The organism is Sporosarcina ureae (assembly GCF_002101375.1).
GTDB lineage: Bacteria > Bacillota > Bacilli > Bacillales_A > Planococcaceae > Sporosarcina > Sporosarcina ureae_B.
Window position 1 is genome coordinate 462,215 of record NZ_CP015207.1, and the last position, 19,038, is coordinate 481,252.

At 44.2% G+C, this 19,038-nt stretch carries 25 protein-coding genes and 1 other annotated feature; all 25 genes read right to left on the reverse strand.

Features of this window, described 5'->3' with window-relative positions; genetic code table 11:
- Positions 1 to 78: 78 nt before the first annotated feature.
- The 25 genes from isdG to pilM all read right to left on the reverse strand — a co-directional run bounded on the left by isdG (position 79) and on the right by pilM (position 18,980).
- Complete coding sequence (gene isdG, locus SporoP8_RS02220; RefSeq protein ID WP_085131012.1) at positions 79 to 399, reverse strand: heme oxygenase; 321 nt, start codon at positions 397 to 399, stop codon at positions 79 to 81.
- Between the two features lie 146 nt (positions 400 to 545).
- Entirely contained in the window at positions 546 to 1,271 is a 726-nt protein-coding gene (locus SporoP8_RS02225; protein ID WP_085131013.1) for a YebC/PmpR family DNA-binding transcriptional regulator, read from the reverse strand.
- 12 nt (positions 1,272 to 1,283) lie between these two features.
- Positions 1,284 to 2,153 (reverse strand): phosphotransferase, encoded by an 870-nt coding sequence (locus tag SporoP8_RS02230; RefSeq protein ID WP_085131014.1) that lies wholly within the window; start codon positions 2,151 to 2,153, stop codon positions 1,284 to 1,286.
- A gap of 6 nt (positions 2,154 to 2,159) precedes the next feature.
- Positions 2,160 to 3,245, reverse strand: coding sequence for a LysM peptidoglycan-binding domain-containing protein (locus SporoP8_RS02235; protein WP_198166055.1), 1,086 nt, complete (start codon positions 3,243 to 3,245; stop codon positions 2,160 to 2,162).
- Between the two features lie 458 nt (positions 3,246 to 3,703).
- On the reverse strand, positions 3,704 to 4,588 hold the full coding sequence (gene pheA, locus SporoP8_RS02240; RefSeq protein ID WP_085131016.1) for a prephenate dehydratase: 885 nt from the start codon (positions 4,586 to 4,588) through the stop codon (positions 3,704 to 3,706).
- 31 nt (positions 4,589 to 4,619) lie between these two features.
- A complete protein-coding gene (locus SporoP8_RS02245) occupies positions 4,620 to 5,075 on the reverse strand; it encodes an ACT domain-containing protein (protein WP_085131017.1) in 456 nt (151 codons plus the stop codon).
- A gap of 27 nt (positions 5,076 to 5,102) precedes the next feature.
- Positions 5,103 to 6,398 carry a GTPase ObgE gene (obgE, locus tag SporoP8_RS02250; protein ID WP_085131018.1) on the reverse strand — a complete coding sequence of 432 codons (1,296 nt, stop codon included), beginning with the start codon at positions 6,396 to 6,398 and terminating at the stop codon, positions 5,103 to 5,105.
- Between the two features lie 3 nt (positions 6,399 to 6,401).
- The gene (locus SporoP8_RS02255) at positions 6,402 to 6,935 is read right to left on the reverse strand and encodes a Spo0B domain-containing protein (RefSeq protein ID WP_085131019.1); all 534 of its coding nucleotides are present in this window, start codon (positions 6,933 to 6,935) and stop codon (positions 6,402 to 6,404) included.
- A gap of 328 nt (positions 6,936 to 7,263) precedes the next feature.
- Positions 7,264 to 7,557 carry a 50S ribosomal protein L27 gene (rpmA, locus tag SporoP8_RS02260; protein ID WP_085131020.1) on the reverse strand — a complete coding sequence of 98 codons (294 nt, stop codon included), beginning with the start codon at positions 7,555 to 7,557 and terminating at the stop codon, positions 7,264 to 7,266.
- A gap of 12 nt (positions 7,558 to 7,569) precedes the next feature.
- Entirely contained in the window at positions 7,570 to 7,896 is a 327-nt protein-coding gene (locus SporoP8_RS02265) for a ribosomal-processing cysteine protease Prp (RefSeq protein WP_085131021.1), read from the reverse strand.
- A 6-nt stretch (positions 7,897 to 7,902) separates the two neighbouring features.
- Positions 7,903 to 8,211 carry a 50S ribosomal protein L21 gene (gene rplU, locus SporoP8_RS02270; protein WP_085131022.1) on the reverse strand — a complete coding sequence of 103 codons (309 nt, stop codon included), beginning with the start codon at positions 8,209 to 8,211 and terminating at the stop codon, positions 7,903 to 7,905.
- Positions 8,212 to 8,224: 13 nt separating this feature from the next.
- Positions 8,225 to 8,301: a sequence feature (ribosomal protein L21 leader region), on the reverse strand.
- A 70-nt stretch (positions 8,302 to 8,371) separates the two neighbouring features.
- Positions 8,372 to 8,989 (reverse strand): metalloprotease, encoded by a 618-nt coding sequence (locus tag SporoP8_RS02275; RefSeq protein ID WP_085131023.1) that lies wholly within the window; start codon positions 8,987 to 8,989, stop codon positions 8,372 to 8,374.
- Entirely contained in the window at positions 8,986 to 9,528 is a 543-nt protein-coding gene (locus SporoP8_RS02280; RefSeq protein ID WP_085131024.1) for a peptidoglycan DD-metalloendopeptidase family protein, read from the reverse strand. The genes SporoP8_RS02275 and SporoP8_RS02280 overlap by 4 nt, the downstream gene beginning before the upstream one ends.
- A 100-nt stretch (positions 9,529 to 9,628) precedes the next feature.
- Positions 9,629 to 10,429 carry a septum site-determining protein MinD gene (minD, locus tag SporoP8_RS02285; RefSeq protein WP_085131025.1) on the reverse strand — a complete coding sequence of 267 codons (801 nt, stop codon included), beginning with the start codon at positions 10,427 to 10,429 and terminating at the stop codon, positions 9,629 to 9,631.
- A gap of 1 nt (position 10,430) precedes the next feature.
- Positions 10,431 to 11,102 carry a septum site-determining protein MinC gene (minC, locus tag SporoP8_RS02290; RefSeq protein WP_085131026.1) on the reverse strand — a complete coding sequence of 224 codons (672 nt, stop codon included), beginning with the start codon at positions 11,100 to 11,102 and terminating at the stop codon, positions 10,431 to 10,433.
- Positions 11,103 to 11,121: 19 nt separating this feature from the next.
- Positions 11,122 to 11,643 (reverse strand): rod shape-determining protein MreD, encoded by a 522-nt coding sequence (mreD, locus tag SporoP8_RS02295; protein ID WP_085131027.1) that lies wholly within the window; start codon positions 11,641 to 11,643, stop codon positions 11,122 to 11,124.
- Complete coding sequence (gene mreC, locus SporoP8_RS02300) at positions 11,640 to 12,533, reverse strand: rod shape-determining protein MreC (RefSeq protein ID WP_085131028.1); 894 nt, start codon at positions 12,531 to 12,533, stop codon at positions 11,640 to 11,642. The genes mreD and mreC overlap by 4 nt, the downstream gene beginning before the upstream one ends.
- Before the next feature lie 24 nt (positions 12,534 to 12,557).
- Positions 12,558 to 13,571, reverse strand: coding sequence for a rod shape-determining protein (locus SporoP8_RS02305; RefSeq protein ID WP_085131029.1), 1,014 nt, complete (start codon positions 13,569 to 13,571; stop codon positions 12,558 to 12,560).
- A gap of 169 nt (positions 13,572 to 13,740) precedes the next feature.
- Positions 13,741 to 14,439: a RadC family protein gene (radC, locus tag SporoP8_RS02310; RefSeq protein ID WP_085131030.1), complete on the reverse strand. Its 699-nt coding sequence runs from the start codon at positions 14,437 to 14,439 to the stop codon at positions 13,741 to 13,743.
- Positions 14,439 to 15,035 carry a Maf family protein gene (locus tag SporoP8_RS02315; protein WP_085131031.1) on the reverse strand — a complete coding sequence of 199 codons (597 nt, stop codon included), beginning with the start codon at positions 15,033 to 15,035 and terminating at the stop codon, positions 14,439 to 14,441. Before SporoP8_RS02315 ends, radC begins: the two co-directional genes overlap by 1 nt.
- A gap of 85 nt (positions 15,036 to 15,120) precedes the next feature.
- Complete coding sequence (locus tag SporoP8_RS02320; RefSeq protein ID WP_085131032.1) at positions 15,121 to 15,747, reverse strand: hypothetical protein; 627 nt, start codon at positions 15,745 to 15,747, stop codon at positions 15,121 to 15,123.
- Between the two features lie 91 nt (positions 15,748 to 15,838).
- Entirely contained in the window at positions 15,839 to 16,594 is a 756-nt protein-coding gene (locus tag SporoP8_RS02325; RefSeq protein ID WP_085131033.1) for a prepilin peptidase, read from the reverse strand.
- Positions 16,595 to 16,605: 11 nt separating this feature from the next.
- Entirely contained in the window at positions 16,606 to 17,292 is a 687-nt protein-coding gene (locus SporoP8_RS02330) for a hypothetical protein (protein WP_085131034.1), read from the reverse strand.
- Positions 17,285 to 17,986, reverse strand: coding sequence for a PilN domain-containing protein (locus tag SporoP8_RS02335; protein ID WP_085131035.1), 702 nt, complete (start codon positions 17,984 to 17,986; stop codon positions 17,285 to 17,287). The genes SporoP8_RS02330 and SporoP8_RS02335 overlap by 8 nt, the downstream gene beginning before the upstream one ends.
- Before the next feature lies 1 nt (position 17,987).
- The gene (gene pilM / locus SporoP8_RS02340; protein ID WP_085131036.1) at positions 17,988 to 18,980 is read right to left on the reverse strand and encodes a type IV pilus biogenesis protein PilM; all 993 of its coding nucleotides are present in this window, start codon (positions 18,978 to 18,980) and stop codon (positions 17,988 to 17,990) included.
- Between the last annotated feature and the right edge of the window lie 58 nt (positions 18,981 to 19,038).

The window sequence follows — 19,038 nt, forward strand, 5'->3', positions numbered from 1 at the left end:
CTATAATATCACCTCTCACTTGGCAGTATGAAAGTGAGAGGTGATTTTTTTCTGAACAGCTAAACACGGTGCTTGCGGTCACATCGCAACGATCGGATCCCGTACTACCCTAACATCATAGAATGATACTTTATTGCTAATAACATAACTCGGCTGTCCGTCGCGATGAGAATGCGCTTCCTTGAATGCATCGCTTTTCGTCCATGCCTCAAAAGCTTCTTTTGATTCCCAACGGGTACTGATCGTCACTTCGTCATAGTCTGGTAAATTGTCCGTGAACAATACTTCTAGACCTAAAAACCCTTCCATCTGCTCTACTTTTCCTTTTTTATCAAAACGCGTAACCAATTCATGTCCACGGTCTTTAATAATCTTATTGGTGTTTGTTACGATAATCATATTTATTTCCCCCTTTTATTCAACTTAAACATATAAATTTTTTAGCAATTAACTTAAATGATAATGAATCTCATTATCATTGTCAACCATTAAAAAGCCAGTCAACAACTTTACTTACTTGAAAGTTGTTGACTGGCTAGTATTCTTTACGCATCCGACGCATTAGAATAGACGTTTTGAACATCGTCGTCATCTTCTAACGCATGGATCATATTCATAAACTGATCTTGTTGCTCTTCACTCAAATCCGCATAAACGGATGGAACCATATCTACTTCTGCAGAAATAAATACTAAATCTTCCGCTTCAAGCGCTTCTTTTACATTCAGGAATTCAGAGGGTTCCGTCAGAATTTCAAATCCATCTTCTGTCGAAATAACATCTTCAGCTCCTGCTTCCAAAGCCGCCAGCATGACTGCGTCCTCGTCCGTTTCTTGCGTACGTTCGATGAACAAACGGCCTTTGCGTTCAAATAAATAGTTGACGGAGCCAGTCTCTCCCAAACTACCGCCATTTTTATTGAATGCCACGCGCATATTGGGTCCCGTACGATTGCGATTTTCTGTCAAAGTATATACGAGAACGGCGACACCGCCCGGTCCGTACCCTTCGTAGATCACTTCTTCATAGTTTTCATCCGCACCCGAACCTGTTGCTTTATCAATTGCCCGCTGAATAACATCATTCGGGACATTGGCACTCTTTGATTTATCGATTGCTAGACGTAAAGCTGGATTCGTGTCTGGATCGTCTCCGCCAGACTTTGCTGCCACGTAAATTTCACGCGACATCTTCTGAAAGATCTTTCCTCGTTTTGCATCCTGTGCGCCTTTTCTATTTTGGATATTTTTCCACTTTGAATGGCCTGCCATGGATCAAACCTCCTACTTCATCATTCGCTCTATATCATACCATAATCTCGGCCAATGCGAGAGCGCGGTATCTGTGAAATGCAGAAGTTTGCTGGCCATCCGTTGTTGTTGCACTAGGGGCAACGACAACAGATGTAACCATTCTCGGAGGACCTCATTCGGATATAATAATTTCGCAAGAGACTGGTTTGACAAGGTTTGTAGCGCCGGATGCTCACCCATCAAAAACGTCGGATTATAGGAAATCTGTGGCAACACACGATGCATCCACAACACACGTTCATCCTCTTCCGTTCCAAGGCATGCTAAATCAAAATCGATAAAGCGGATATTGCCATTCGAGTCACGCAAAATATTATGATGTACGACATCACCATGCAACAGCGTCAAGGAATGTACAGGAGGTGGTTCTTTCTTGGCTATCTGTAACGCATCCTGTCCGTACTTTAATAACTGATCGATCGTCGAGGAAGCTAGAAACGCTCCACACATTTCCCTCAACTCTTCAAACCGCGCAAGCCGGACTTCCCACTTCTCAATCATATGATAATGCGGAAGACAGGAAATCGATTGCCAATCAATCGTATATTTCGTTTCATGTAATGCTTGCAGCGCACGGAACGAATCGATACGGTCAATTCTGCGCTTAAAGTTCACCGCTTTCGCATTTTCGAGCCACGGCTGCATGATTAACAACGGATCCGATTTATCGACAATTGGCAAGATATACGGAAAATGTTGTGCACTAAGTAATTGATGAACTTGCCGAACTTTTACAGCTTGAGCGAGTGATGCATACTTCTTAACAGAATACATTGCCCCGCCTGATTCCATTTTCCAGACATTCTTTTTGATTTTGGTAAATCGCTGATTGTCTGCCATACGCGGTTACTGGTTTCGTTGCCAATCCTCCGGTATTGGCATCGGTTGATGTGGAGGTGTATTACACCCACAATCACTCTGATAACCTGGAGGTTGTGGCCACATCGGTTGCATTGGCATTGGGATCATATGCGGATACGGCATCCATTGCATTGCAGGCATGCATTCTGGTTGAGTCGACCATTGAGGCTGAACCGGCCAATTCGGCGAACAATGTGGCTGATTTGACGGACACCATGATGGCGGTATATCTGCTTTAGGCGGCATCGTGGGTTGTTGCGGCATCGGCATCGGTGCAGGCTGTTGAGGCTTTGGCTGCATCACAGGCGGTTTCGGTTGAGGCATCGGTTTCATGTGTAATGAACTCGATTCGATCAACTGCCAACCGTCTGGCATAGGTGCAGGTACCGGTTTATGGTGATGCGGTGACTCTTCACACCACTTGGATGACTCTTTTGGCGGCATCGGTTTGATGGGCGCCTGCATCGGCGGTGGCATCGGTGGCATTGGCTGCATCGGTTGGTGAGGCATATGTGGATGGCAGTCCGCATCGAAAATTGGCATCCATCCGCAAATCGGGAATACTGCCTGCCACATCGGTGGAGCCTGCATACTTGGCGGCATCGGCATATGAGGTACTGCCGGTGAAGTCTGCTGTTGTTGCGGCATAGGTGGCGGTGCGGGCTGCTGTTGCATCGGCGGTACTTGCGGCAAAGGCTTCTGCTGCATCGGCGGCATCTGTGGCGCTTGTGGTAGCGGCGGCACTGGTTGCTTCGATGGTTTCGTTTGTGGAGGTGCCGGCTTAGAAGGCTTCTCCTGGTGTGGCGGCTTCATCGGTTTTTCATGATGTGGTTTCTCATGGTGTGGTTTTTCATGATGCGGTTTTTCGTGCGGCTTCTCCTGCGGTTTCGTGTGATCACCTTTATGATGAGGCTTTTTCTTATCCATCGGCAAAAATATTTTCATGCCGGGAACGATATAGTCAGGATTCGCCAGGTGCGCATTCACCCGTTTCAGTTCCTCGAACGGTATACCGTATTGTCTTGCGATCTTCCATAATGTATCACCCTTGACGACAATATGAACTTCCACTAACAATTCCCCCTTCCATCAATCCATCGTATGAACGGACGCCTACTTTTGTGACAATATGTGTAGGCCTCCTCTCTTGTTATGTATATTCATCAGGGACTTGTTTATTCCAAATAAAAAACCACCCTGTGGAATAGAGGATGGTGGAATGAAGACAGTTCAATTAGAGAGTGTATGGGATTTCCGCTCGGGCTGGGAACGCTTTCCGGTAGGCGTGGCTTGAGCCGCCGCTTCAATCCTACGTTTATAGCGGATGGACATAGAACTCTTATTTATGATTGTGCATGAATTAGTAAAGCCCTTGAACTTAGTTAAGTTCAAGGGCAGATTTAGTCCTATTTCCAGTGCAGTTACCTATTACAAGCCAATATACAATACACGTTAATAAGCATCACGGTTGTGGCACATCTTTGCACTAGTGAAGAATTGGCTCACCTTGGGGCAAGTCCAGCCTGTCCTTAAGAAACAAATTCCCCAGATTCATAAACATAGTACGTTCCAAACGAGCGAGCTGTGCAACCTAACGCGTCAAGCTCTTCCATGGCGCCCTTCATCATAGGATGCTCCTCCGACTCATTAATATCAATAATAAAGAAATAATGGCCGAGACCCGTCTTCAACGGCCGCGATTCAATCTTGCTCAAGTTCAATCGACGCCACGAGAACACTGATAGAATCTGATGTAGCATCCCTGGACGATCGTCTTCAGGCAACTTCACCATCAATGTCGTCTTCATCGAAGAAGCATGTCTCGAATGCTCCAGCTTCTCCTTACGCAACGACAACACGACGAAACGTGTGTGATTGAAGTGGAAGTCGTGAATATTCTCTTCTGCTATATGTAAACCGTACGTTTCTGCTGCCAAACGGTTGCCAATTGCCGCAACACGTAGTTCTGGCTGTTCAGAAATCATTTTCGCTGCTGCTGCCGTTGACGTTGTCTGAATCAACGGAATCCCTCGGTAACGATATTGCAAAAACTTATGACATTGAGCTAAAGCATGCGGATGAGACTGAATCGAATCCAATTCATCTAAATGATCGATCTGCGTTTTATTCACCAACATATGCTGCTCAATCGGAGTGGAAATTTCAGCCGTAATAAACAACTCTTCACTATTGAATAAATAATCAATCGTCAACGGTACGGAACCTTCGAGTGCATTCTCTAGTGGAACGACCGCATACGCGACATGTCCTTGTGTCACCGCTTCTATACAATCAGGAATCGTCGGACGTGGCGTTAAGCCTTCCATACCGAATAAATCGGACGCTGCAATATGGGTGAAGGATGCTTCAGGTCCCAAATACGCAACGGAAGGTACATACTTCTTTTCTGTCATGATTCTTTCATCTCCCCACTGATATAAGAGGTCAGAAAACCCCTGAACTAATTAAGTCAACGGAATCAATAAATCGAGGTGCTTTGAGTCGCTGTAAAAACGCTTCTACTTTAATTTCCATTTCCGTCACATCCAGCGATAACGTAATATTGGCGCGCCCCTGTACGGGAATCGTCTGGTGGATCGTCAAGACATTACATTTCGCCTCTGAGACGATTTCCAAAAGCACAGCTAAGGAACCTTTTAAATCTTCCAGTTGAATAAAAATCGTTAAAATCCGGTCCCGTGCGATCGACTCGAACGGGAACACGGCATCACGATATTTATAAAAGGCACTGCGTGACAGTCCGACCCGTTTGGTTGCTTCTTGGATCGTCGTCACTTCGCCCCTTGCCATCATTCGTTTAGCTTCCAGCATTTTCTGCATCGACTCAGTCAATACATCTTCGCGCACTAAATAAAACTGGCCTTCCCCGATTTGTTCCATTTTGCTCCCCCCAAAACGAGCCATTCCTTACTCCAAGAACTCGAATTCGTAACTCATGATACGTACGATATCGCCATTTTTCGCACCACGTTCACGCAATGCTTCGTCGATTCCCATACCACGCATCTGACGAGAGAACTTGCGAACTGATTGATCGAAGTTGAAATCGGTCATCTGGAACAAGCGCTCCAACGTATAACCAGACAACATAAACGCCCCATCATCGTCACGCGAAATAATGAAATCAGGGCCAGTCGATTCGTGTTTATACAATACAGAGTTGCTAGCTTCTTCTTCATCCGCATCAGTCAACATCGGGAATTCCGGTGTTGTTTCAAGCAGGTCTAAAATAGCATATAGCAATGGGTCTAAACCCGTTCTCGTCAATGCTGAAATCGGGAATACTTGAATCTCTTCATCACCGAGTGCTTCTTTGAATGCCTCTAGATTGTCTTGCGCATCCGGCATATCCATTTTATTCGCCACAATAATCTGTGGACGTTCAGTCAATCGCATATTGTACTGTTCAAGTTCTTTATTGATCGTCTGATAATCTTCGAATGGCTCACGACCTTCAAGTCCCGACATATCGATGACGTGGACGATAACACGCGTACGTTCGATGTGACGCAAGAACTGATGGCCAAGTCCAATTCCTTCATGCGCGCCTTCAATCAATCCCGGCAAATCTGCCATAACGAATGTACGGTGATCATCCGTTTCGATCATTCCAAGATTCGGAACTAAAGTGGTAAAGTGATAATCCGCAATTTTCGGCTTAGCTGAAGAAACGACTGATAATAACGTCGATTTCCCGACACTTGGGAATCCAACAAGACCAACGTCAGCAAGAACTTTTAATTCAAGGATAATATCCTTACTAACACCTGGCTCGCCTTTTTCAGAAAGCTCTGGCGCTGTGTTCTGTGGCGTAACGAAACGGCTATTACCGCGTCCTCCACGCCCACCGCGCGCGATGACTGCTTGTTGGCCATGTTCAACCAAATCCGCGATAATCGTTTCGGTTTCCGCATCTTTGACGACTGTGCCAGGTGGAACTTTCACGATCATATGCTTACCGCTGCGACCATGCATATTCTTACTTTGACCGTGTTCTCCACGATCCGCTTTAAAGTGACGCTGGTAACGGAAATCCATTAACGTACGCAGCCCTTCATCCACGATAAAGATGACGTCTGCGCCCTTCCCACCATCGCCACCGGATGGTCCACCATTGGCTATATATTTTTCACGACGGAACGAAACCATACCATCGCCACCGTCGCCACCTTTTACAAATACTTTCACGTGATCCACAAACATAATTTATAATCCTCCTAATTGTCCACTGATGGTAAACGTCCATTGATTCGGTTCACCTAGGACTTCGACCGTAAGCTGAGATGAATGTTCTGGGATGTCTAGTTGCTTTGCGTACAGCTCGGTAAATGTCAGTTGCATACTCCAAGATGCAATTTCTGTCGTAACTTCAATCGTCACCGGACAATCTGCGTAGCGCTGAATTTGCGCTTCTACAGCCAGCACAATTTGTTCCAAGTATTCGACTAATAATTGGTCAATTTCACTCGAATCAATTTTTTCTGTAATATCACAGTACAGTTGCACCTTTAGAACCGGATATCGCCACCCAAGTGTCGTGATCCACTCTTCGGTAAGAGGCATGTCTAATTTCTGAAGTAATGCCTCTCGCTGCATATCCCCCGTTTTCTCAAGAATGCAGTTTCGCGCTTCTGTATATTTCCCCATATCAATATTCATAAGGATTAATTGCAGATCATTCATGTGATCGTGCCGACTAAATCTCACTGCTTGCGACACATTTAGCTCATTCTTCCCCATATTTTCACCACCAGCTGTTTTCGTACTTCTTAGTATAGCATTTTCACGCGCAAATCACTAAAAAAATCTTCACCGTGGGACAAATTGCATGAAATTAATGGACAATCTTCATCCAAATGAGTCAAGCGCTCATTATTTCCTCGTAAGCGATCAATAAAACCTGTATCCGCTCACAAAAACGATCAAGCGATCATACACACTTGCTACCCGCTCTATCAACTAGGCTAAGCGCTCATACTTTCCCTACAACCGCTCATAGCAATAATCTTGACATAAGAAAAAGGACTGCAACAAGTGCAGTCCTCTTTCACATCGTCATGCTATCCAATTAAGCTTCTTGCGTTGCTGCTGGGTAGACACTGACTTTCTTTTTGTCGCGGCCAAGACGTTCAAAACGAACAACGCCATCGATTTTTGCGAATAGAGTATCATCTCCACCGCGTCCAACGTTTTCACCTGGATGAATTTTAGTTCCACGCTGGCGATAAAGGATTGATCCACCGGAAACCATTTGTCCATCTGCGCGCTTAGCACCAAGACGTTTCGAATGTGAATCACGACCGTTCTTAGTAGAACCTACACCTTTTTTCGATGCAAAAAACTGAAGATCTAAACGTAACATAGCTGCCACCTCCTACTTTTCAAAGGATAATTTTATATAATCTGCATAGTCTAATTCAATCGTTTGTAAAGAAATAATCATTGCTTGCAAGAGTAGCTGAACTTGTGCATCTTGTTCCGTTACCGGAAACGCGACACGTAAGTATCCACCATCCGCACCTTGATCCACATCGGGTTCAATCGAAGTCAACTGCATAATAGCATTTACCGCACCAAATGATACGGCAGAAGCACCAGCGCAAACTAGATCTTGTCCGTGTTCTGCAAAGTTTGCATGACCATCCATCTCAAAAACTGAGATGCGCCCAGAAGGCTCTTTTATAATTCTGACATGTATCATGCCGGATTATAGATTGATTCCGTCAATAACGATTTTCGTGTATGGCTGACGGTGTCCTTGTTTTTTGCGATAGTTTTTCTTCGCCTTATATTTGAAAACAACAATTTTCTTTGCGCGGCCTTGCTTGACAACCTTACCTGTTACAGTTGCGCCTTCTACGAATGGAGCACCGACTTTAACGTCATCTCCGCCCACCATTAGCACCTTGTCAAAAGTTACCACTTCATCAGCTTCACCAGCAATCTTCTCAATGAAGATTTCTTGGCCCGCTTCAACTTTGATTTGTTTTCCACCAGTTTCAATAATTGCGTACATACTTGCACCTCCTCTAATTATACAGACTCGCCTTGACAGGTGATTCAACCTACGAATACTTGAACCTGTTTAGTGCGGTTGTAGCACGGGTGCTACAATCAATAACAGTAAAATATTATCACATAGAAAAGAGCAGGTCAAGCATTATTCCTATAATCTTTTAAAAGAAGGAAGTTTCTTTTTTAGTGAGCTGCTCAAAGACCCGCTCATACCTTCTAAAGCGATAGGAAATAATGTTTTGCACTGCTAAAAATGAAGTGATAATTACGAGGGGCAAACTATCCGGCAAGTACGCAATAAAAAATGCACACAGTGATGCGGACACAACAATTGAGTACAGTAAGAAATTTGAGCGTGTAGTGTATTTCGTTGCTTCAGTCTCAAGCAAAATAGACACTACTTGTCCACCGTCAAGTGGGAGAATGGGTAATAAATTCACGCTTAGCAAGATCATCTGAATCTTTAAAAACTGCGCATCACCCGGGAATGTCAAACACATGCCAAGTACTAGCAAAACGGCTGTCGCGACAGGTCCTCCGAGCGCCACGATCAGCCGTTGCTGTTTATTTGCCAACTGCCGATTAACAAATTGCAATTCCCCTCCATACGGTAAGATAGTACAACTTCTAATTTTCATTCCGACGTATCGAGCGGCCAATACGTGTCCAAGTTCATGAAAAAGTAAAGAAAATAAGAGCATCGCATACAAGGACACACCTCCGACGATCATGAAAAATAAAAAGATTGGCAACAATACCGGATGAATACGATACTTCATTGCTGACCGCCTGACATATACGTTGCCAGCACGGTAGGCTCTAGCGGTATCCCATTGCGTTTCACGCGAATATACACCGCTTCCTCATCCATCATCGCAATCTCATCCCCAAGCCTCACAGCCGTATATGGAAGCGTCGAGAACGAGCCTACAAATCCATACGTTACCTCATCACCGTTATCGTACTGAACAGTCACCGTCTTTCCTGACTGCCTTGTATAGCCTGTAAAGACGACTAATCCGCTTCCTTGTGATGTAATCGACATAGGTTGAGTATAGGAGATGATCGCACCATCTTGATAGGGCTGGAACGATTCGTACGTCTTCAATGGATTAAATGCTGCATCACTTGATACCGTGATGACTTCATCTTCTGCCATCCAAGAAGAAACCCACTTCTTCATCACAACAAAATCTTTCCCTGTCGTCACATATTGCGTAATGGGTATATTGACTAACTGACGTTCTTCTAGTTTTGATAAACCTACAACAGACACTAACAGCACAATGGCAATGATCCACTTTGTTTTCCATTTCATCACGTCCCCTCCCTTACCTGCAGTGTATGAAAAGATGGAGAATTAAATGACGAATGAAAAAAACTCAGCACCATAAAAGGCACTGAGTTTTGAAATTGAATTATTTGCCGAACATATTTTTGATCTTGCCGAAGAAACCAGCTTTACTTTTCTCCATCGTCATCAATGGCACAGACTCACCTAAGATACGTCGTGCAATGTTGCGATAACCAATTGCAGCTGGGTTTGTCGGGTCCATCACGACAGGTTCGCCTTTATTTGAAGCAGAAATAACATTTTGATCATCCATCACGATACCTAATAAATCAATCGATAAATGCGTCGTGATTTCATTGACATCCAATGTTTCGCCACTTTCCATCATACCGCTTCTAATACGGTTAATAATCAATTTCGGCGGTTCAAGTTCTTCTTCAGCTTCAAGCAGTCCAATAATACGGTCTGCGTCACGCACAGCGGAAATCTCTGGAGTGGTTACGACAATCGCGCGGTCCGCACCAGAAATCGCATTTTTGAACCCTTGCTCAATTCCTGCTGGGCAGTCAATCAAGACGTAATCATAATCCTGTTTTAATTCTAAAACTAGCTTCTTCATCTGTTCCGGATTCACGGCACTCTTATCAGTCGTCTGTGCTGCTGGCAGCAAGAACAATCGATCCTCGAAACGTTTATCTTTCACAAGAGCTTGATGTACTTTACAACGCTCTTCCACCACATCGACCAAATCATAAATGATCCGATTTTCTAAGCCGAGAATTACGTCCAAGTTACGCAGACCGATATCTGTATCGATTAAACACACTTTTTTTCCTTGTAACGCAAGAGCGGTACCAAGATTGGCTGACGTTGTTGTTTTTCCAACGCCACCTTTACCAGAAGTAATGACAATTGCTTCTCCCAAATTATATACCTCCCTTAAATGTAGCAAGGTCCGGACGTAAATATCGGAGCTCCTGAAGACGGTCTATCGCAATCTGCCCATTCTTTTGAAGATACGCACATTCCATTTCAGGTTGCTCAGAAAGAATCGTCAATTCGTCGGTCATGATTTCGATCTTATCCGCAATTTTCAGATGCGTCGCCTCCAGCCAAGATGCAGCAATGACTGCATCTTTATTGCCTTGTGCTCCCGCATGTGCAATGCCTTTTACACGACCCAGTACATAGATACTACCGCCTGCAATGACTTGCGCACTCTGATTCACATCACCGATAATGACCAAATCGCCATCAGCCTTTACGACCTGACCCGATCGAACGATTCCTATATAGGTTTCGGACTGCTTCTCGATCAACTTTCTCTCACACTCTTTTAACGAAATGACGTCACTATGTACCTTCGAAACTCGCAAATGAGGAGAAGTATGAATGACCGATTGAATCTTGTTCATGTCTTTCTCGTCACAATAACGATGCCCCAGATGCAACTGTACTTCAGACACACCTTCAAGTACGCTGCTCTGCACTTTTTCTTTCAACTCACTTAGCAATTCGGTAAATGCACAATGGTCATCCAATCGTAAGACTAAGCCGTCTTTTGTTCCTTTTATCGTTATCAACTGTGATTTCGTCACCTACATCACCTCACAATACTTAAAAACCTGCTTGTTTTTGAAAAAATCTTTTCTCTGTAATCTGTTTGAATAGATAGCCGAACATCACGATAAATAATGAATTCGCAATCATTGTCGGAACGAGTCGACTCGTGAAGAATTCGCCAAAATCAATAGACGTTAACGCAATCACACTAGCAAAAAAGTACGACAACAATTCCAGTACCACAATCATTACTACTGATAATACCATAACCGTCACGGTATGACGCTCAATTTGTCGAATTATTAATGCCGCAACGTAACAAATCAGCGGATACATGAATGTGTATAATCCAATAATATCAATATGATACATATCATACAACAGTCCGAGGACAAATCCGTAAATAATCGCTCGCTTGCTATTATAATACGTCGCAATAAAAATTAAATAGACAATTAAGAACCTAGGCACCATGACATATAGATCACCTTTTATTTCAATCGGTGAAAACAGACTGAAAATAGGTTCCAAGAAAAATAACAGAATAGCAATTAAAGGAATGATGAATCGGATCATGACTCATCGTCTCCTTTAGTATCTGCGGAGTTGCCCCCGTCAGTCCCATCGACAACCGTCATGGTACGCTTTGCAATCATCACATGATCTAGTCGTGAGAAAGTAGCTGCTGGTTTTATATAGGCCAGTTTCGTCAGACCATAATCATCCGTGGAAACTTCGGTTACTTCCCCTATTAAAATACCTTTAGGGAAGATTCCTCCGAGACCAGAAGATATCACTTGCATCCCTTTTTTTACATTGAAGCTCGAATCTAGCCGCTTCATGATCAACTGTCCCGCAGTCCGATCGTATCCTTCGATCAAACCGAACATTTCTTCTTCGCCAACTACCATAGCCGCCACACGGAAATCGCTGTTTTCAGTCGAAATCAATTCGACTGTGGACGTGAATGGAGTCGACAAAATGACTTTCCCGATCAGACCTTGCGCCGTCATGACCGCCATATTGACGTCCACTCCAGATGTCGTTCCTTTGTCGATGATGATCTTCTCTTCCCATTGATCGGGATTGCGTGAGATCACCGTGGATTGAATCGGCTCAAATGCGCGCAGATCTTCTTGCTTATCAATGATTCCCCGCAATTTCACATTATTTGCTTTGACATCCACTAACTCCGCTTGCATGGCGGCATACGTTTCCAGACGCTCTTTTAATCGTTTGTTTTCTTCGTATGTATTAAGCATCGTATCAATATTTTCAATCAGTCCCGTTACAAAGTGGGCTGGTTTCGTAACAAGCGACTGCCCGAAACCTACGACATCCTTCACTGCTTGTTCCGGTACATTTGCATGATCTCGGTCGCGAAGTGAAAATGCAATTAATGCCACAAGGACGATTACTCCTATTAATAAAATGATTAATCGTTTATTGGAAAAAAAACGCGGCATTGCCTACATCTCCTCCAATTTATATTATGATTGAATTCTCTTAATGAGCTCTAAATTATCCAACGCCTTGCCCGTTCCAATTACAACACAGTCAAGTGTGTTTTCTGCTACGAATGCAGGCATTTTTGTTTCTTCGGAAATTGCTTTATCGAGGTTACGAAGTAATGATCCGCCACCCGTTAAGACTATTCCACGCTCCATCACATCGGATGCCAATTCAGGTGGTGTCTGCTCAAGTGTCTTTCTCATACCTTCAATAATCAAATCCATCGGTTCACGCAATGCTTTCGTGATTTCCTGCGAATTAACTTCCATCGTTTTTGGCAACCCTGTCAATAAGTCGCGACCGTGGATGTCCATCTTTTCCGTCTTATCCAAATCAAACGCCGAACCAATTTGTATTTTGATATTTTCAGCAGTACGTTCACCGATCATCAATTTATATTCTTTACGGATATACGTTATGATAGCCGAATCCATGGAATCTCCACCTACACGGATCGAAGTACTCGTCACGATGCCGCCTAGAGAAATGATGGCCACTTCCGTCGTACCTCCACCTATATCGACGACCATACTGCCGGTTGGTTCCCACACTGGCAAATCCGCGCCAATTGCAGCCGCAAAAGGTTCTTCGATCGTATACGCTGCTTTCGCTCCCGCTTGTTGTGCAGCATCAATCACCGCGCGTTGCTCAACGGATGTAATCCCATATGGCACACAAACCATGACAGTCGGCTTCGTCCAGGAAGTTCCTGTTGATTTTAACGCTTCTTTTAAATAATGACGAATCATGGCAGTTGTTGTTTCAAAATCTGCAATAACCCCTTCTCGCATCGGGCGAATAGCCACGACTGAACTCGGTGTCCGACCGATCATTGCATGGGCTTTACTGCCTACCTCTACGATTTCACCAGTCGTCGTATTTTTTGCTACGACGGAAGGTTCCCTTAGCACAATACCTTTATCCTTAATGAAAACTAGAGTATTGGCTGTCCCCAAGTCAATTCCTACGTTTCTTGATCTGAAACCAAACAAGTCAATTCTCCCTTTCTATAAAACCATCATCGGTATTCTTAAAAGCATACACCACATTATAACGGAAAGGTAACTTAATTTACAGTGTCACCACGCCGGTTTGCAAAAAACATCGAAAAAGAGACTGATTTCCCAGTCTCTCCACTTTCTTGCGATAAATTTCATGCTTTTAGATGTAGCCTTTGTCTTTTAAACTAATGAATTTCTGATCACCGATAATGATATGATCGAGCACATCCACGCCCATAATTTGACCTGCTTCCATCAGTCGTTTCGTTACTTCAATGTCTTCTCTTGAAGGTGTCGTGTCGCCACTCGGATGATTATGGGAAATAATCATCGATGCGGCCGACCGTTTAAACGCTTCACGGAACACTTCGCGCGGATGTACGATGGAAGAATTCAAACTACCAATGAAAATCGTCTGCTTATGTAGCACTTCATTTTTTACATTCAAAAATAATACCACGAAATGTTCCTGGTTCAACGACGACATATCCGTCATTAAATAATTCGCGGCATCTTCCGGTGAACGAATTTTATAACGTTCATGCGGGGCTGTCCGATACAAACGCTTGCCGAGTTCTGCTGCGGCTAATAACTGCACCGCCTTGGCTTCACCAATTCCTTTAATCTTCGTCATCTCATCCACTGTCAGCTCTTTCAAATCTTGCAAACGGTCAATCGTCGACAAGACACGGTTGGCAAGTACGAGAACAGACTCCGAGCGTGAGCCTGAGCGCAACAGAATCGCCATCAGCTCTTGATTGGATAAACTACTCGCCCCTTCCCGTATTAAACGCTCACGGGGTCTGTCAGCGATATGCACATCGCGGATCATCATTTGCGGGGCTAGATCAAGTGGCATTACGCATCACCTTCTAAAATCAGCAACCCTTCTTGACGCATACGATTGACTAGTTCACTGATCGGCAACCCTACAATGTTTTGATAATCGCCTACCATATTTTCTACAAACAGCATCCCTTGTGTTTGGATGCCGTATGCACCTGCTTTATCTGAAGCATCGCCTGATTTCACATAAGCATGAACAAGCTCTTCATCCAGCTTCCTAAATTTCACTTGAGACAAACCAGCAAATTGTATCTTCTTCTCGTTAGCAAGAATTGTCACGCCCGTAATCACTTCATGCAACTCTCCAGACAGCTCCATCAAGAAATCAATGGCTTGCGCGTCATCTTCAGGCTTCGGGAATACTCTGCCTTCTCTAACAACAATCGTATCTGCGGCAATGACAATCTCTTCTTCTGATTCAAATACCGCGCGCGCCTTTTGCTCAGACAGACGGACCGCATACTCATATGGCTCTTCTGGCGTAAACGGTAAATTCTCGTCTACTTCACTCGGTCTCACGGTGAAATCAATTCCTGCTAACTGCAATAGTTCTTTACGTCTCGGCGAAGAAGATGCGAGAACGATAGGTTTTAGACTGATAAATTTCATTGGAACAACCCCCTTTTTCATAGTGTACGCTATTCTACGCGATTTGAAAAAAAGGTAAAATTCAATTCTTCCCCCTTATAATGGGTCAAAATTGAATTTTGAAGCATGGGTCTTGGTTCGTATAATGTGCCAATAGATGTAGTCTCGCGACAGAGGAATCCTTCGTAAACGCAGTGATAGCAGTCACTTTCTTTGCAAAGTCTCCTTCGTTTTTCGCTTCTTTGCCATCCTTGGACAATTCAATTTTCGATAGATCCTCCGCGAACAAGGCATTTTTCACCGATCCGGCATCTGCGGACTTACAAGTGCCAGGTACGACTGTGATTCTTTTCTTGAATGCGTCTTCGCCTTCCTTCAAAATCACATCACTTTCTTTCAACCAGACCGCTCCCCAGACGTAGAACTGCTCTCCCGCTGGCACGATAGCCGTACTCGCGAGACTCGGATTCTCCGCTACGAAATCCGCTGCTGCCTGCTGACTGGAAAACACGCCATGCTGTTTGACAAACATTGTCTCCCCGCCCTCTGTCGCGCCTCCCTTCTCCTCTGATTTCGGCCCATTCGTCGCCACCGTCTCATTCGCCTTGTCCTCTTTCCCTCCCGTAGTCGATATCGTCAGCCCGATCACTAGTACTGCGACCAAACCGATCGCTACTCCTTGCACTAACGCCCGAATCACAATGTTCTTTGAATACGTCCTGCGGAAATTCATTCCATCACTCCACTAGTTTTCTTCCACCTTATCAAAATGAACGTAAAAAAAGACGAGACTGTTGTCGTCTCGTCCATAAACATTTACCGATTTAGTTCAACAAAGCTGTATACCAACTGACAAGCTGCGCGCCATAGAAATAAGCAATGAGTGCAGCGACCGCAATCGAAGGACCGAATGGTACAGGTGTTTTACGTCCTTGCTTCGTCTTTTTTAAGAAGATCAGTCCGACAATCGCACCTATTAGCGAAGCGAGAAACAGCGTGATTAACGTCTGCATCGTCCCGAGCACTAGGCCAATAACGAAAAATAATTTAATATCGCCACCGCCCATACCGCCATTCGACACGATCGCAATCATCAGCAACAAACCAAACCCCACTGCCGCTCCAAGCAAGCTATCCCACCAAGGCGACAGCGGACTGACAAAGCGCAAGATGAAAATCGCAATACCAAACGGCAACAAAATTTTATTCGGAATCAACATATACTTTAAATCAGATACCGTTAAAATAACCAACATTGAAATAAATAGCAATGCTATGACGAGTTCCCACTGAAATCCGAAGTGTAAGTACGCACAGACGAACAGCACACCCGTGATCAACTCCATAATGGGATAGAGAGCACTGATTTTCTCTTTACACCCTCGGCATTTCCCACGCAAAAACACGTAAGATAAAACCGGTACCAGATCCACTGCCGTCAAATTACGATCACACGTCGTACAGTGAGAAGGTGGCGACACGACGGATTCCTTCAACGGCACACGCATGCCGACGACGTTAAAGAACGAGCCAAACGTAATACCGTAAAGGAAGAAAAAACTACTATAAAGCCATTCCATGAATTGCCTCCTTACTCCGCTTTCTCAGTACCTGTCATTTTATTGATCGTTGTTGGATCGAATTTCGATGCAGGTGGCGGCGCATCTACTTTAGGTGCCTCATTTTGCAAATTGACAAGATCAGGACGGAAGTACGCATGCAATGAAATGACGACTTTCATTTCACCGATATCCGACTCCTCTTCCGTTTTCTCTGCAGTTGCTTCAAATTGAATCGCCTCTACATTTATCAATCGAATCATTTCTTCCATTTCGTAAATGAACGTATCGACTTGCTTGTATGTATCTGCAGCGAGTGTCACTTCCATCAAAACGGTTTCAAGATTTTGTACATGTTCAGGCAGTAGTTCTATATCGAATACTTCTTTAGAAAAATTAATTTCTTCTATTCGACTATTGGACTTTACTTCCGCCTTCTCTAGACGAATCAGTAAAGCATCTTCTAACGGAATGACAGGCACGATTTTTTGAAGCGGTGCAGACGTTACGGTTTCATTTGAATCTCTATTTGCCAATTGTTTTTGTAATGAAAACAGCACATCACGTTCTGAAGCAAACTGGGTCGCCGTCTGATCCTTCATTTCTCTCGCTGGCAAGTAGACGTTCGTCACCGTGTAATAGACAAGCGCAATAAGGAAAATGGAAGCCAATACGACTAAACCGATTTCCATCTGTCGTTTAGATAGATATTTATTCAACCGGATCGCCTCCTTCCGTATTCGCATCTATAGGAGGTTGCGATTCTTCAGGTGTAGGTTCTGCTTGCTCTTCTGCCGGAGCTTCCTCTTGTGGCTCTTCAATCGCATTTGGGTCTACTTCTGCATCTGTACTTGGGAGCGCACGGTCATCAACAAACTGAATGAAATAGGTAGCGAAATATCTAGGCAAGACATTCTCCCGCTCACCGACGTCCAGTTTTTCCGTCTCAATCCCTTCAAACGTCGCATCAATTACTAACGACGAAGCTTTCAATCGGGTTAAATAGAGCGCAGACTCCATCAAGTCATCAAACTGTACTTTCAATGTCACTTCGTTAGGTGCAGTGAAAGTTAGTTCTTGGAAAAACCCTCGATCAGGCAAGGCTTTCGCAAGATCCTCTAATAGGGGTTGTGTTTTATATTGATGCCCTTTCAAGAACTCTACCGTCGCTGCTAATTGTTCTTTTTCCTGACCGAATGCAGATAAACGCATCTGGGACGTTATACTTTCTTGTTGTTTCTGTATTTCGTACGTGGATTGTTGCAACTTTTGAGCCTCATCATCATATTTTTGAGCGATGAAATAAAGCACAATCCAGGTAAGGAAAGCGACTGAAAGAATCGCAACCGCTATCCAAAGAAAAGTAGCTTTCTCACGGATCTTTTCCGGCAGTAGATTTATATCAACTAACATATTACACCTCTTCTTTCAGCGCTAGACCAATCACTCGGTGGTAATCCGCTGTAACCTCGGTTCCGTCCACACAACTAATCGGCTCTTTCACTAAGGGAAGTGCTTCGATTGCTAAACGTTCTCGTACCATCTGCAATAATTGTTCTTGTTGTGTATATGTACCATTCCACACTAGATGAGTAATAGTGGAATCATTCTCCGCCAAATTAAAGCGATAGAAGTTCGCTAACTTCTCGAGTTCCATGACAATTGTAAGTGGCTCAACCTGCCGCTCCAACTCTTCGCCCGTTGCCATGCTGAGCGGTACTTCCAGTTCCATCGAGCGAATGAACAACGGATAATGTGAATAGAAAATAGACACAGTCAGACTACGACCGTGCAAATCAGCAAGGAGAATATGTTCCGATCCCTCAAAGTGGTGCACATGATGTGCCAGACGATACAGGGAAAGCGGTGCAATATCCGCCACAACAGGCTCCAATTTCACTGACTTCAGCACTTCCTCATAGGTCTGCATAATACTTTCTTTAGACGCAATTAAAATCGCTTCATTCTGCAATTTATTAGCTGTATAAGGAACGACATCAAATACCGGATCGTCAAACGGCAAATAAATCGTCGAACCAATCTCGATAAAGAAATGGCTTTTCAGCTCTTCATCCTCCACCGTGTCGGGATACGCAACACGTCGGATGATGACATATGTATCGGGCGCAAGAAACGCCACGTCACGCTTTGCAAGACTCCAATCTTTCACAACCTCCGTCAGAACATCGCGGAGCTTGTCCTCTTCGGCTATTCGGCCGTCTTGGATGACGTGTTCCGGTAGCAGCATCTCTTTTGCAGTGTCTAGTACGATTGGATCTAGGGACTTTATTCGCACGTACCGAATTGCGTCGTCGTCAAGAGTTAATGAGTGGACACGCTTTTTTCGGCTGAGTGTAGGCATAGAAAGTTTGGAAAGCGGGCGTTTTAAATTGGATAATATAGACATGAACGAACTCCTTCCAGGCAAGCAAAAGCAAGGTGTGTAGTGATAATCTTCTAGCTTA